Raw genomic sequence first — 15,047 nt, forward strand, 5'->3', positions numbered from 1 at the left:
TCAGTTACCTGACCATTCTCTAAAACAATTATTTTGTCTGCATTATAAAGTGGCCTCATATTACGGACCAAAATGATCAGTCGATTTCGCTGTGAAATGGCCACTCGGCTCATTTTAAGCGGCTTTTAGCCTCAGAGAAAGCCCTATGAACTGATAGTCCGTTTTGATCATCAAAACTAATTAGCGCGTCTTTAATTGCGTTTCATTGCAAAATCCTGAAGCACATCCTTGAAGACTTCTTTAGACAAGCAGATATATGAAAAATCGATGCTATAATCTCCTTTCAGATCACAAAAACAGCCTTAGGAGCTAATCGTTGTCAGTCAAAATGCTAAAAACAAAAAAACTTGTCCAAGAAATGGGTAAGGTTGGATTTTCTGGATTTGAATATATTTGGACTAAAGACTAGCATACCTCCCGAAATGAAAGGCAGAAGTTCGGGTGCACAGTTTGGCCCGGAATGAAGTCGCTACTATCTCCGAAATATGCAATCAGTTTTCTGATCACACCATCTTTTATCCTGCGGTCAAGGAAGCTCCTAAGGCTTTGATGATCTATACTGCCAAAGTAATTTTGTAGGTCTGCATCTATCACATAGCGCATTCCCTTAAAGCTTACTTCTTTAAATAAGGATTCCAAGGCTTGATGTTGCGATTTTCGTGGTCTGAACCCATAAGAGCGGGGGAGGAATAGTTGTTCATACACTGGAGTCAGAATCTTGGTTATTGCTGTTTGTAAAAGCTTGTCTTCTACTGTAGTCAAACCCAACGGGCGTAATTTCCAGTCTCCTTTAGGTATATATACCCTACGAATATGGGGTGCCCTGTATTTGCCACTTTTGAAGGCTGCCAGCAACTCAGGTATTCGTTTTTCTTTTTGTGTATGATATTCCTTCCATGTCTGACCATCTATGCCACTTGCTCCCTTTTTATTCAAGGAAGCAAAACAGGCTTCCAATAGCCCTACATCTACCATTTCATGCAGGTTAGTTAAGGCTTCGCCAGGATATTTCCTTGCCCTTTCCGCTATCCGCATTTCTACTGTTAACAATTGTTTCATGTCTCTGGTACACTCATTGTTTCTAAAATGCAGCTCCGTAATATAGGCATCTCCCTTCCTTACTCGGTGGCTTTCATGGCGCTGATTCCCCACCTTTCTATCAGTACTATGAAGATGCTAAGACTGCCTTCGCTCATTTCCATTCCTTCGGTTTCCCTCGGTCAGGATACCATTCGACATTGCCTTTTCTTATGTGCCTGTCAGGGTGGCAATATATACCCTGTAGGCTAGGATGGTTCTGTTCCGGTCATCCTTATTTCCACTTTTCGTATGGAAGCGGGAGGCTCTCCTGTATTCCCGACGGGTTATGAAGAGGCGTTTCATTTGCAATCCCCACCTCACGAGCTTTCACAGCGCAACACCTAATTGCTCACCAGAATGATGAGAAAAGTTGTATATTTTGCCTCCATCCGGAAAACACAAAAGCCTGCAATCGGTTGATTTGCAGGCTTTTAGTTAATTTTGACATCAGTCTATGCGGAGGAAGAGGGATTCGAACCCTCGGTACCGTTGCCAGTACGACAGTTTAGCAAACTGTTCCTTTCGGCCACTCAGGCATCCCTCCGTATCTCGAAATCTCCCTTTCGAGGTTGCAAATATAGCAATTCATTAATATTTGCAAAAGAAATTTTATAGAGTTTGTTGATAATCTATTCGAACATGATAGATACTCATAAGCATTGTCTTGAATATCAGCTTTATAGTTTCAAGATCTTTTAATGTAATATCGCAATTATCTAGTTGATTTTGCTCAAGTTTATAGTCAATTATGCGCTCAACCAGGTCATTTATGCTCTGGGCGTCCGGATTTTTCAGACTTCTTGAGGCCGCTTCCACCGAATCTGCCAACATTAAAACACCAGTTTCCTTTGAAAAAGGTATAGGTCCGGGATAACGGAAGATATTCTCATCAACAAACTTTTCAGGAGAATTCTTCAAAAACGACTGATAAAAATAATCTACACGAGTATTACCATGGTGAGTTCTGATAAAGTCTATTACACTTTCAGGTAGTTGATGCTTCCGCGTAATCTCTATGCCTTTATGCACATGTTTAATGATGATCTGAGCGCTTTGCTCATATGGCAGCTTATCATGCGGACTTACTCCGGTATTTTGGTTCTCGATAAAATATTGAGGATTCTCTATTTTGCCAATATCATGGTACAATGCTCCTGCCCGAACAAGCAATGAGTTCCCTCCTATTTTAAATATTGCAGCCTCCGCCAGATTTGCCACCTGTAGAGAGTGCTGAAACGTACCAGGCGCTTTAAAAGCAAGCTCTCTTAGCAGTTTATTATTAGTGTTAGTAAGCTCAATGAGTGCAACATCAGATGTGATTCCAAACAGCCTTTCAAAAGCATAAATCAAAGGATAAGCAAGCAAAGAAAGTAATACGCTAACAATAAATGGAACAAAATTCATCCACTCTATCTGCCCAATAGCTCCTTCTCTTAATAAGGCAATCCCGATAAAAGAGATAAAATATGCCGACAAAATAAATAAAGCCGACAATAGCAATTGTTCTCTTTTAACCAAATTCCGAATACTATAGATGGCTACCATACCCGCAGTTGTTTGATAAAACACAAACTCAAAACTATTTGGCACAAAGAAACCCGCGATCAGGATCACCAATAAATGCAGATAAAGTGCCAGCCTGGTATCAAATAATATCCTTATAATAATGGGAACTATACAAAATGGAATGTAATATAAACTAGGGAGATTAAGCTTTATAGCCCACGATAAAGCCAAAAGCATACTCGTTGTCACAAGCAATATCAAAGAAAGCTGACGGTTGTCAGCAAATATATCCTTTCGAAACAGGTGCAAAAACACCATTAACAAACAAACATTAAAGCCTACCAGCAGAATCTGGCCAAAGTAAACCAAACTGCTATCACCAATTGTTTTCGACTGGGCTTCATATATTTCCTTAAATGACTGCAGTTTTTGGTAAATCTCGTCGTCAATCACATTATTCTTAGCAATGATTAGCTCACCTTTCTGAACCATTCCTCTGGTTGTAGAAAGACTATTTATTGCATTCTCTTGTACAATAGCCGTCAGCTTCTCATTAAAAATAATATTAGGCTGCAAATGATCCTCAACAAGATTAACAATCACTTCTTTAACTTTCAGATTTACCGACTGGAAATTATCTTTAAAGTAATCAAGAGCAGTTTGCACTGTAAACACATCCTGACTACTAACCGCTTTACTTATATTATTATCCAACAAAGAGAAATCATAATTCTTACTTCCTTTTTGATGTTTGGCATTAATTGCAATAATCCCCTTATCGTAAATCGATTTTAAAAGTTTAAATGAGGCCTGCCTATACGGCTCCTTTTCATTTTCAGGAAGGGTATTACTTCTCCACTTTACATCAAACTCATTTAAATAAGCCTCCTCAACATCATTAATCAGATACTTATTTATAGTATAAATAGGCAATACATTATTTAATGCATCCTTTTTATCTGTATCTACCTGTGGGTTTGTCTTTAATATTGCAAAATTAAATGGAGATATAAGGTCTTTATTTTTCCATATTTCACCCCTTTCAAATTCGTACCGGAAACGTGGCTGTTTTGGTAAAAAAGCAGTTATTATCAATACAGAAAGCACCATCATGATATACTTGATGTTTGATGTATACTTACGGTAAAGTACCCTGTGAGAATTCTTGTTGATTTTTGCCAAAGCGATTTATGTTGAATTTGACTCAAAAATAACATTAATTTTTCATTTGAATGCCTGTTTTATTGCCATTAAAGCAATAATGAATTTTACCCTCCAACTATTCATATACAAAAAACAACCTGGATACCTGCCAATTAGCTATTGTTTTAACGAAAAATTATTACTTACTTTATGATATCAAATTAATATCATTATGTATCAGGAAAAAATTATTACTCCGCCTGCGGGCATTCGAATGATTGCTGTATTTGTCGTGCTCATATTATTATGCGGACTACTGGCAATGGCAGCTCAAAGTTTTGTAGTTGTAGAAGTTATTTTAGCTGTTTGTGGTATTTTAATACTGCCCGGCTTTATCATTAACAACCCAAATGAGGCTAAAGTACTCACCCTTTTTGGCGAGTATGTAGGTACAGTTAAAACCGATGGTTTTTTTTGGGTTAACCCTTTAACCACTAAAAGAAAGGTATCATTAAAAGCGAGAAACCTAAACGGGCATCAGATTAAGGTAAATGATAAGCTTGGAAATCCAATTGAAATTGCAGCTGTTGTAGTTTGGCAAATAAAGGAAACAGCAAAGGCAACATTTGCAGTTGAAGACTACCTGCAATATGTAACAATACAAAGTGAGGCTGCCGTTAGGCATCTGGCCAACATTTTCCCATATGATAATTTTGAAGATGAAGAGGCCACAATTACCTTAAAAGACGGCGCAGAAAAAGTAAGTTCATTACTTGAAGCTGAATTAAGCGAAAGATTGTCGCGCGCGGGAATAGAAGTTGTTGAAGCCAGAATTTCTCACCTTGCCTATGCCCAGGAAATTGCAAGCGCAATGTTACAGCGTCAACAAGCTACAGCCGTAATTGCTGCAAGGAAACTTATTGTGGAGGGCGCAGTTGGAATGGTAGAAATGGCCCTGGATAGACTTTCTGAAAAAAATATCGTAGAATTGGATGAGGAACGCAAAGCAGCCATGGTTAGTAATCTTCTGGTAGTGCTATGCGGCGATCGTAATGTTCAACCCGTTGTAAATACCGGGACATTATATAATTAACAATTAGATATGTCTGAAAAAGATAAAAAAGCTTTTGTTCTCAGAATAAACCCTGAACTACTTAAAGAGATTGAGAAATGGGCCGGAGATGAGTTTAGGAGCACCAATGGACAGATAGAATTTTTGCTCAATCAGGCCGTAAAATCCAACAGGAGAAAACGGTTAAACAAAAATGATACAGATCAATAATGTTAAAAGTGGTCAGTTATAACCACTGAATGACAGTAATTATATAACTTTGCTTTCAACTAACTTAAAACACAGTAAATGAGAGAAGTAGTAATTGTGTCTGCTATCAGAACTCCAATTGGCAGCTTTGGTGGTGCATTATCAAGCTTTTCTGCTACCCAATTAGGCGCTTTGGCCATCAAAGCGGCAGTGGAAAAAGCAGGACTAAAGCCCTCAGATATTCAGGAAGTTTACATGGGCAACGTTTTATCGGCCAATATTGGTCAGGCGCCTGCAACACAGGCAGCTAAATTCGCTGGTCTGCCCGATCTTCCTGCAACCACAATCAATAAAGTGTGTGCATCTGGCACAAAAGCAATCATGCTTGCTGCTCAAAGTATTGCACTGGGAGAAATTGATATCATTGTTGCCGGAGGAATGGAAAGCATGAGCAATGTTCCTTACTATTTGGATAAAGCACGCACTGGTTACCGTTTAGGTCATGGTCAGATTACAGATGGCCTCCTTAAAGATGGCCTGTGGGATGTTTATAACGATTACCACATGGGTTCTGCTGCCGAATTATGTGCTTCAGAATGTGGAATCAGCAGAGAAGATCAGGATGCTTTCGCAATCACCTCTTATAAAAGAGCACAATCGGCACAAACTGAAGGTAAATTCGATTCAGAAATAATTCCTGTAGAAATAAAAGACCGCAAAGGCGAGATCACACTTGTTTCTAAAGATGAGGAACCCTTTGCTGTTAAATTCGATAAAATCCCCGGCTTAAAACCGGTATTTAAAAAAGATGGAACCGTTACTGCAGCCAATGCTTCAACGCTTAATGATGGCGCTGCAGCCCTTGTGTTAATGAGTGCAGATAAGGCAAAAGAACTTGGGTTAAAGCCTTTAGCTAAAATCCTCGCCTATGCTGATGCACAGCAGGCACCTGAATGGTTTACTACTGCACCATCAAAGGCTATTCCCTTAGCACTAAAAAGAGCCGGCAAAAGCATTGCAGATGTAGACTATTTCGAAATTAACGAGGCATTTTCTGTAGTTTCACTTGCAAACAATAAGGAACTTGGACTTAATGAAGAAAAAGTGAACATAAATGGCGGAGCCGTTTCCTTAGGTCACCCTCTGGGAGCCTCGGGTGCACGAATTGTAGTCACACTACTTTCCGTTCTGGCACAAAACAATGGAAAAATCGGCGTAGCCGGAATATGTAATGGTGGCGGTGGTGCCAGTGCTATAGTTATAGAAAATATTAATTAGATGCGAAAGAGGTTAATACCTTTAATACTCATAATGATACTATGCTGTGCCTCAGCAAGGCTTAAGGCACAGCATAGTTTTGCCTTTAACAATGGTCCTGCAATGCATAAATTCCAGGATTCATTGAGCAGGCTTAGTGATGAGACATTTAACGCGGCCAGCAATTCTGAGCGGTATACTAAAAATGCAGCTTTTATAAAAATATTGGTCAATTCACTAAAAACTCAAGGATCATTTCTTTATCCTTTCGATTCATTAAAGAAAATTACCATTCTTAAGTCGCCCGATAATTCGTTCAGGATATTCTCATGGTATTTACCCCTTGATGATGGTTCTTATCGTTTTTTTGGCACCATTCAAATGGCCACAAAAGATGGAAAATTAAAAATGTTTCCGCTTATTGATGATACTGCTAACATCAAAGATACCAATGGTATCAATGGCAATAAAAACTGGTACGGCGCCCGGTATTATGAAATTATACCTGTTATTATGAATGGGCAACAACCTTACTACGTATTAATAGGCTGGAAAGGCAATAGTTCAAAAACTTCTAAAAAGGTGATTGATGTGCTTTCTTTTAATAAGGAACAACAACCTGTTTTTGGCAAGCCTGTATTTGAAGAGGCCAAAAGTAAGGCGACGAAGAACAGGATCGTTTTTGAATACAACAAACAAAATACAATGACGGTAGCGCTCGACAAGAACGTCAATATGATTGTGTTTGACCACCTGGCCCCCATTTCAGAAGAAATGGCGGGAAATTTTGAATATTATGCATCCGATTTAAGTTTTGATGCGTATAAGCTATTAAACGGACGATTGAAACTAGTGGAAAATATAGAATTAAAGAATGAGCCGAACGAGATGGACGACCTTTTTTCAGATCCGAAAGACAAGAAAATTAAGGCCATAAAGAAGCTTTAAGTGTATTTAATACACCTTTGATGGAAATTATAAATTTGGGAGTTTGCCTTCATGTGCCTATCTTGCGCGATGCTTATTTTTACAAAAAGAGGGAAAAGCACGATCAAGCAACATTAAAAACTCCGACACGAAATACAGAATTCTGATATAAAACGCATATCAGACTGAAATGGCTTTAGATTAAAATACTTGAACTAACTAAACTTACTATAAATAACACACAAGAAAACTAAAATGGAGACAAAAAATTTGGATACGCCAAATAACTTTTTTGAAAGTAAAGTGCTGGGGCATCCCGCTGGACTGTTTGTTGTATTCTTCACAGAAATGTGGGAAAGATTTTCCTACTATGGTATGCGGGCCCTATTGGTCATGTTCTTTACAGCATCCGTTTTAGGAGATCATCCGGGCTGGGGCTGGCCACGGGAACATGCAATGTCGCTTTTCGGATCATATACCGCCCTGGTATATCTATCCACTATGCTTGGCGGTTACTTTGCAGATAAATTAATTGGATTTAGATGGGCTGTAATTGTTGGAGCTTTATTGATGACTTTAGGTCACGGTTGCATGGCGGTAGAAACGCCATTTTTCATTTACCTTGGTCTTGGTCTATTGGTTTTTGGAACTGGTTTTTTCAAACCAAACATGACCTCAATAGTATCTTTAATGTACAAAGATCATCCTGAAAAGAAAGACGGTGCATATACCATTTTCTATATGGGGGTAAATGCAGGTGCATTTTTTGGAATATTATTATGTGGTTACCTAGGCGAAAAGGTCGGCTGGAGCATTGGTTTCGGATTAGCAGGTGTTTTCATGCTTTTCGGCTTATTGCAGTTCTATTTCACTCAGAATATCTTTGGAAACATCGGCTTAAAACCACTTAAAACAAGAGATATCGTAATTGAAGAAGGTGATGTTGACAACAGAGTTCCATTTACATTATGGCAGGTTATCATCGTTGTTCTTTGTTCCGCTTTAGGCTTAATCTGGGTTATTAACGATCCTATTTCCAAGATATCCCACGGAGCAAGCAACCTGCTAAACTTCAAAATAGCTGGAATGGAAGGAACCAATTTCACTATATTATTAGCACTCGGCTTGTTTCTGTTCCTATTATTTTACAGACTGACAAAATATTCAAAGGTAACTAAGGAAAAATTATACGCAGTTACCTTTTTTGCATTCTTAACCTTTTCATTTTTTGCGGTTTTCGAACAGGCACCAGGTACATTAACCATCTTTGCCAGAGATTATACCGACAGAATTCTGGTTGGTAATTCAAGTTTGATCTTCTTAATTGCCAACTCCTTAATTGCAGTAGTTCCTTTAGGAATTATCACCTGGGTTTTATTACTATTATTTAAGCAGACCTTTAAAAAATATGGCCTGGCTAATATTATCCTAAGCATCAGCTTTGTGATCATATGGATCATTACTATCTGGATGTTAGTTCGGGATTTCTATGGAGCAGGTTTTTTAAATCTTTCAGATTCTACTTTAGCCGCGCTTAAAATTGAGAAGGTAAAAGAAAGCCTTACTCAAATTCCAGCTTCATGGTTTAGTGTACTTAACTCTTTATTTATTATCACGTTAGCTCCATTGTTCTCTAAATGGTGGGAAAGCAGATTTAATCCTGGTGCAAATGTTAAGTTTGGCATAGGGATGATCCTACTAGGACTAGGAATGGCCTTTCTTGTTTTTGGGGCCAGAGACATTATTCCTGGTGCAAAAACAGCTTCAGTGAGTATTTTTTGGCTAATCATGGTTTATCTTTTCCATACCATGGCTGAACTTTGTATCTCTCCTGTGGGCCTTTCTTACGTAAGTAAGCTTGTTCCCGCCAGAATGATTGCCTTTATGTTTGGCGTATGGTACCTGGCAATTGCTATTGCCAATAAAGTTGCCGGTATACTTGGAGAAAACGCTGATAGAATTGCCTCAGAAAAAGGGATTAGCTATTTCTTCTTAATCATAACCGGTGTTGCCGTTGCTATTGGGGTAATGTCTATCCTGTTAACTCCAGTGATCAAAAAATTAATGCACGAAGTAAGATAAGCTAACTGAAATAACAATGCAGGAAAATATTACACTAGACGAAATTCAGAATTTTAAAGGGAAGTACCCTAAGCAGCTTTGGGCACTCTTTTTTTCAGAAATGTGGGAGCGTTTCTGCTTTTACGGAATGCGGGGAATGCTCACCTATTTCATGGTCACGCAGTTATTCATGAAGGATGTAGATGCAAATCTGCAATATGGTGCAACGCAAGCCTTTGTCTACGCTTTTACTTTCATAGGCGGTTTATTTGCAGATAAAATACTCGGTTTCAGAAAATCTCTGTTCTGGGGAGGGATTCTAATGATCGTGGGAAGTGCCATTTTAGCCTATGACCCTCATCAGTTCTTTTTTCTGGGAATAAGCTTCACAGTTGTAGGAACTGGCTTTTTTAAACCCAATATTTCTACAATGGTAGGGAAATTATATCAAGCTAACGATGCCCGCAGGGATGCTGGATTCTCGGTATTTTACGCCGGGATAAATATTGGCGCATTGCTGGGTGGTTACGCTTGTATCACTATTGGCAAACAATATTCATGGCACCTGGCATTTGGACTTGCTGCAATTGTAATGACGATTAGTTTAATCACTTTTTTATTCACTCAAAAAAACCTGGGACCGATTGGGCTTCCTCCTGGAAAAGATGAAGATGTGACAGATATTAGCCTTGGTGGTATAGACGATAAAATACCAGCTCAGCCTGCTGTGATACACCGCACATCTGTTAATAAAAAATGGTATGATTATGCCGTGTATGCCGGTTCACTTGCAATCGTACCTATAATTATGATCATGGTGGCAAAAACGCAATATACGGATTGGTTTATGTATATTATTGGCCCCGTAACATTGCTTTACCTTCTTTTTGAGATGACAAGATATGGATGGGCTGAACGAAAGAAACTAATTGCAGCATTAATCTTTATCTTGTTTTCGATATTATTTTGGGCATTTTTTGAACAAAGTGGAGGTTCTTTAAGTTTGTTTGCTGCAAGAAATTTAGACAGCAACCTATTGGGAGTTGTAAAACTGGATCCTAACGGAGTTAACAATTCTGCAAACTCTTTTTTTGTAATTATCTTTGCGTTCCTGTTTAGCCTGATTTGGATTGGATTGGCTAAAAAGAAAATCGAGCCCAATACAGTGATCAAATTCGGTCTTGGCTTTTTATTTTTATCTGGTTCTTTCTTTATCTTTTATATAACGAGATTTTTCGCCAACGCTCAAGGCGTTGCATCGCTTGACATATTTACCGCTGCATACCTTGTAATGACTTTTGGAGAACTTTGTCTCTCACCAATTGGCCTATCTATCATGACCAAATTATCACCTGTTAAATTACAGGGCGTAATGATGGGTATGTGGTTTTTGGCCAGTGCTTATGGTCAGTATGTTGCAGGCCTTCTGGGTGCAGGATTGGCTAAAGCCAGCGAAAACGACACTCCAGTGCAGAAATTGATGAGTTATACAGAGGGATATAAACAACTGGCTATTTACGCTTTAATTGCTGGTATTGTACTTCTAATCATTTCCCCTCTCGTAAAAAAGCTGATGCAAGAAGTAAATTAAGATCGGAAACTCCAATTTTTAACAAAATTTAACCCTTAGTATAATCTATATTAAGGGTTTTTTCATTTAGAATCCATAATTTCGCTACTTAATTCATTTTACGTGTCAGACAGTCTAGTAATAATACCTACCTACAACGAGAAAGAAAATATTGAGAAAATCATTAGAAAGGTTTTTTCGTTAAGCTATTTCTTCGAAATATTAGTTATTGATGATGGTTCCCCTGATGGCACAGCCGAAATAGTTAAAAATCTTCAAAAAGAATATCCGGCACTTCACCTGGAACAAAGAACCGGCAAACTAGGACTTGGAACCGCTTACATTCACGGTTTCAGATGGGCGCTGGCCAAACCTCAATATGAATATATATTTGAGATGGATGCCGATTTCTCGCACAATCCGGATGACCTGATACGTTTACGCGAAGCCTGTGTTAATGGTGCAGATGTTGCTGTGGGCTCCCGTTATGTTAGAGGAGTTAATGTAGTAAACTGGCCTATGAGCAGAGTGTTAATGTCTTATTTCGCCTCTATGTATGTGCGTCTAATTACTCGTATCGATATACAGGATGCAACTGCCGGCTTTAAATGTTACCGCCGCAAAGTACTTGCTACTATTCCGTTAGACAAGATTAAATTTGTTGGCTATGCCTTCCAGATTGAAATGAAGTTTACTGCCATCAAATACGGATTTAATGTAGTTGAAGTTCCCATCATATTTACAGATCGCACAGAGGGCACTTCAAAAATGAGCACACGAATCTTCAGGGAAGCTTTTATTGGAGTAATCCAAATGAAAGTATGGAGCTGGTTTAGAAAATACGACAGGCCCTAATCTACTCTTCTTTTCTGGGCTTTCCATCACGCATCATCGTTCCAAAATCCCAATCCTTATCCATAGCTAAAACGATCTTCACGATTCTTTTGGTACGGGTAGCTTCTGTTTTAGCCGAATTAAGCCAATTGATATACCAATTTTGATGCGACTTAGGTTGTTTTAAAAAGTTTTTAAGCAGATGCGCCTCATCAGAAAGGCAGACCTCCAGATCTTCTGGCAACTCTATTTTAAAAGCTGTATCCTCTTCTAAAACCAGTTCTAAAACTCCACCCAGATCTTTCTTCAGTTGCTTACGAATACCGGCATTTAGCGCCATAATAAAGTTCCCCTCTCCCATTGGCACAAGTGCTATCCCTTCAATTTCAATGTGGTCTAAACGGCCCTTTACCCGATAACTCTTCCTGCAATCGGGCTTAATCATATTGGCGATAGCAAGCGGAATAAAAACATAGGTCCAACCTGTTTTTTCTCCCATTTCGGCAAAACGCTCTATTTCCGCTTTAAAAGTAACCATAATAGCTTAAAATTTCTCTTCTACACCTAAGCCAAACAATGCAAAATCATATTTAACAGGATCCATAGGATCAAATTTAAGCAGTTCATTTGTAAGTTCCACTGCTGTGCGCCAATCCGTCTGTTTTCTTTCAATTAAGCCAAGCTTACGCGCTACCCTATCTACGTGCACATCACATGGACATATCAAATCTGAAGGCTTAATCGTGTTCCAGATCCCAAAATCAACACCCTTATTATCCTTCCTTACCATCCATCTTAAAAACATATTTAAACGTTTGCAGGTAGATTTTTGCATTGGCGAAGAAACATGCTTTATCGTTCTCCTGGGATAATCCGGAAGAGAAAAAAAGTAAGACCTGAAATAATTAAGGGATCTTTCAGTTTTTGGCTCCTGCTGGGTTAACTCTGATAACATACAGCTTGAAGAAGCATATTTTGTGTACCCATGCTGAAGCTCGTCAGTTAAAAAATCACCTCTAAAAACATCAGAAGGAGATAAAAATGCAGTCTCAAGGCTATCAAACTGTTGATAGTGCTGATTAAAAAATGCCACGAAATACAGAAGATCCGTGTCGTTAAACGTTCTATGTTTAAAACCAAGCAATCGCCTTAAATCATCCTCGCCATGGTGCAGCATAAAATTATACGGATCATTATCCATCCGCTCAAACAGCTCATTACACTTGTTAATGATGGTTTTTCGTTGCCCCCAAGCTAAAATTGCCGCAAAAAATGCAGCAATTTCAATGTCTTGTTTTTTAGTATACTGGTGTGGAATACAGATAGGGTCATTTTGAATAAAGTTTGGTCGGTTATACTGATCAACCTTTACATCCAAAAATTCTTTAAGTTCTAAAAATTCCAAGGTGTAATATTTAAGATAACTTTATTAATTAAATTATGTGATCTCAAGATTTACGATGCATCATCCCGAGATTTACAATACGTCATCTCGAAATGAGGAACGACTGAGAGATCTCTTGATCTGGATATCCAAGATCGCGCTCTACAGTTCGAGATGACGGGATGAATTAACTTAATGCCTGTTCTAAATCGGCAAGCAAATCATCAATATCCTCCACACCAACACTCAGGCGCAACAGGTTATCTGTAACTCCTACTTTCTCACGTTCGGTTTTAGGAATAGAACCATGAGTCATTGTAGTTGGATGGTTAATTAACGATTCTACTCCACCAAGCGATTCCGCAAGTGTAAAAACCTTAAAAGAAGAAGCCACGCGGAATGTTTCCTGAAGATCAGCATCTTTTAAAGTTATAGACACCATACCTCCAAAACCACGCATCTGTTTTTTCGCAATATCATGGTTAGGATGATCTTCAAAACCCGGCCAGTAGATCTTATCAATCTTTGGATGATTTTTAAGATAACGCGCTACCTTTTCTCCGTTCTCACAATGCGCCTTCATTCTCAAATGAAGCGTTTTAATACCCCTTAAAACCAAAAATGAATCCTGAGGTCCTGGCGTTGCCCCGCAGGCATTGTAAATAAACCAAAGATCTTTATAAAGCTGATCATCGTTTACAAGCAAAGCACCCATTACCACGTCAGAGTGACCACCAATGTATTTGGTTACAGAGTGCATCACAATATCAGCACCTAAGTCCATTGGATTCTGCAAATATGGAGATGCGAAAGTATTATCAACAGTAAGGATTAACTTATGCTGTTTAGTAATTTTAGCAACCCCCTCAATGTCAATGATCCTCATTGTTGGATTGGTTGGTGTTTCTATCCAAACCAATTTGGTGTTTTCATTGATGTGTGGCAGTATGTTTTCCGGTTTCGATAAATCCAGAAAATGAAACTTAATGCCGTACTTTTCATAAACCTTGGTAAATATGCGATAAGAACCACCATAAAGATCGTTCCCGGTAATCACCTCATCTCCAGGCTTCAATAGCCTTAATACAGTATCTGTAGCGCCCATTCCGCTCGAAAAAGCCAGTCCATATTTAGCATTTTCTAATGCTGCCAAACAATCTTCAAGTGCTTTACGAGTTGGGTTAGTCCCTCTGGAATATTCAAAACCTTTATGGTCACCAGGCGATTTCTGCCAGTAAGTAGAGGTTTGATAAATCGGGGTCATCACTGCTCCTGTTGTAGGATCAGGCTCTTGTCCGGCGTGGATCGCTTTAGTTGCAAATTTCATATATCATCGTTCTGCTCAATTTCTGATTTAAATTGGTAACCAAGGTTTTTACTGGTTGGATAACCGCTTGAAGCCAGCATTGATTGTTTTTGATTTAAAGTTACTTCTTTTATTTCTGCAAAAGGGGGTAATAAAAGATCAGTGTCCAGACAGTGAAGAATAGATCGCTCAATAATATCTGTCAGCTTTTCTTCCGTTACAACGTTTTCAGCCATGCTTTGGTATAAGAAATCAAGCGCACCTTCTCCCTCAACCATAAAATGCTTTTCCTTATTAACCAGTATGCGTGCAATCAGCGATCCCTCATCTGCCAACCTGTTATATTTCACGGAATCAGCGAGGAAATTATGGATATAAATAGTTCCACAAAAACTTAAAGACTCATCTTCTTTGATGTATTTTGTTTGGTATATGGAATGTGTTTTATCAAAGGCAAACACATTGGTATGCATAGACACCATCAGCATATCACCTGAAAACTTAAGCTGGCCTTCAAATTTACCACTTTCCTTAAAATGCACCTCAACGGAGGGATCTTTGGCCACGTAGTCTGTTTGCAGCTTAACCGCAATTTTAGAAAGCTGGGTTTTCAGCAAGCCAAAAACCTCAGTAGTATTTCTAAATATCTTTTGTTTTAATGAAGCTTTACTCTCGAATTCGCTCAGTATTTTACTGTAATTCTCAGTTTCCATCCGAT

13 protein-coding genes and 1 tRNA gene are annotated in these 15,047 nt (G+C 38.7%); 7 read left to right on the top strand and 7 right to left on the bottom strand.

Annotation, left to right across the window (positions count from 1 at the left end; genetic code table 11):
- Positions 1–405: 405 nt before the first annotated feature.
- The 3 genes from AC6CH7_RS05655 to AC6CH7_RS05665 all read right to left on the bottom strand — a co-directional run bounded on the left by AC6CH7_RS05655 (position 406) and on the right by AC6CH7_RS05665 (position 3,768).
- Positions 406–1,059, bottom strand: coding sequence for a reverse transcriptase domain-containing protein (locus AC6CH7_RS05655; protein ID WP_498261770.1), 654 nt, complete (start codon positions 1,057–1,059; stop codon positions 406–408).
- A gap of 478 nt (positions 1,060–1,537) precedes the next feature.
- Positions 1,538–1,624 (bottom strand) — tRNA-Ser (locus tag AC6CH7_RS05660).
- Between the two features lie 65 nt (positions 1,625–1,689).
- Positions 1,690–3,768, bottom strand: a complete 2,079-nt coding sequence (locus tag AC6CH7_RS05665) for an HD family phosphohydrolase (RefSeq protein WP_498261771.1) — start codon at positions 3,766–3,768, stop codon at positions 1,690–1,692.
- Positions 3,769–3,961: 193 nt separating this feature from the next.
- On the opposite strand from AC6CH7_RS05665, the gene AC6CH7_RS05670 reads away from it, so the two are divergent.
- The 7 genes from AC6CH7_RS05670 (at position 3,962) to AC6CH7_RS05700 (ending at position 11,660) form a co-directional block, all read left to right on the top strand.
- Positions 3,962–4,822, top strand: coding sequence for an SPFH domain-containing protein (locus AC6CH7_RS05670; protein ID WP_498261772.1), 861 nt, complete (start codon positions 3,962–3,964; stop codon positions 4,820–4,822).
- A gap of 9 nt (positions 4,823–4,831) precedes the next feature.
- Positions 4,832–5,011 carry a type II toxin-antitoxin system antitoxin gene (locus AC6CH7_RS05675; protein ID WP_048906559.1) on the top strand — a complete coding sequence of 60 codons (180 nt, stop codon included), beginning with the start codon at positions 4,832–4,834 and terminating at the stop codon, positions 5,009–5,011.
- A gap of 78 nt (positions 5,012–5,089) precedes the next feature.
- Complete coding sequence (locus tag AC6CH7_RS05680; protein WP_498261773.1) at positions 5,090–6,268, top strand: acetyl-CoA C-acyltransferase; 1,179 nt, start codon at positions 5,090–5,092, stop codon at positions 6,266–6,268.
- Positions 6,269–6,301: 33 nt separating this feature from the next.
- The gene (locus AC6CH7_RS05685; protein ID WP_498261774.1) at positions 6,302–7,195 is read left to right on the top strand and encodes a hypothetical protein; all 894 of its coding nucleotides are present in this window, start codon (positions 6,302–6,304) and stop codon (positions 7,193–7,195) included.
- A 234-nt stretch (positions 7,196–7,429) separates the two neighbouring features.
- Positions 7,430–9,256, top strand: coding sequence for a peptide MFS transporter (locus AC6CH7_RS05690; protein WP_498261775.1), 1,827 nt, complete (start codon positions 7,430–7,432; stop codon positions 9,254–9,256).
- Between the two features lie 16 nt (positions 9,257–9,272).
- The gene (locus AC6CH7_RS05695) at positions 9,273–10,826 is read left to right on the top strand and encodes a peptide MFS transporter (RefSeq protein ID WP_498261776.1); all 1,554 of its coding nucleotides are present in this window, start codon (positions 9,273–9,275) and stop codon (positions 10,824–10,826) included.
- Between the two features lie 102 nt (positions 10,827–10,928).
- Positions 10,929–11,660: a polyprenol monophosphomannose synthase gene (locus tag AC6CH7_RS05700; RefSeq protein WP_498261777.1), complete on the top strand. Its 732-nt coding sequence runs from the start codon at positions 10,929–10,931 to the stop codon at positions 11,658–11,660.
- 1 nt (position 11,661) lies between these two features.
- Here the strand turns inward: AC6CH7_RS05700 and AC6CH7_RS05705 are convergent, their stop codons facing one another.
- The 4 genes from AC6CH7_RS05705 to AC6CH7_RS05720 all read right to left on the bottom strand — a co-directional run bounded on the left by AC6CH7_RS05705 (position 11,662) and on the right by AC6CH7_RS05720 (position 15,042).
- Positions 11,662–12,177 carry a YdeI/OmpD-associated family protein gene (locus AC6CH7_RS05705; RefSeq protein ID WP_498261778.1) on the bottom strand — a complete coding sequence of 172 codons (516 nt, stop codon included), beginning with the start codon at positions 12,175–12,177 and terminating at the stop codon, positions 11,662–11,664.
- Between the two features lie 6 nt (positions 12,178–12,183).
- On the bottom strand, positions 12,184–13,044 hold the full coding sequence (locus AC6CH7_RS05710; RefSeq protein ID WP_498261779.1) for a TIGR02757 family protein: 861 nt from the start codon (positions 13,042–13,044) through the stop codon (positions 12,184–12,186).
- A 166-nt stretch (positions 13,045–13,210) separates the two neighbouring features.
- Positions 13,211–14,350: a cystathionine gamma-synthase gene (locus AC6CH7_RS05715; RefSeq protein ID WP_498261780.1), complete on the bottom strand. Its 1,140-nt coding sequence runs from the start codon at positions 14,348–14,350 to the stop codon at positions 13,211–13,213.
- The gene (locus AC6CH7_RS05720) at positions 14,347–15,042 is read right to left on the bottom strand and encodes a hypothetical protein (protein ID WP_498261781.1); all 696 of its coding nucleotides are present in this window, start codon (positions 15,040–15,042) and stop codon (positions 14,347–14,349) included. Before AC6CH7_RS05720 ends, AC6CH7_RS05715 begins: the two co-directional genes overlap by 4 nt.
- Between the last annotated feature and the right edge of the window lie 5 nt (positions 15,043–15,047).

Source organism: Pedobacter sp. GQ55 (genome assembly GCF_059758925.1).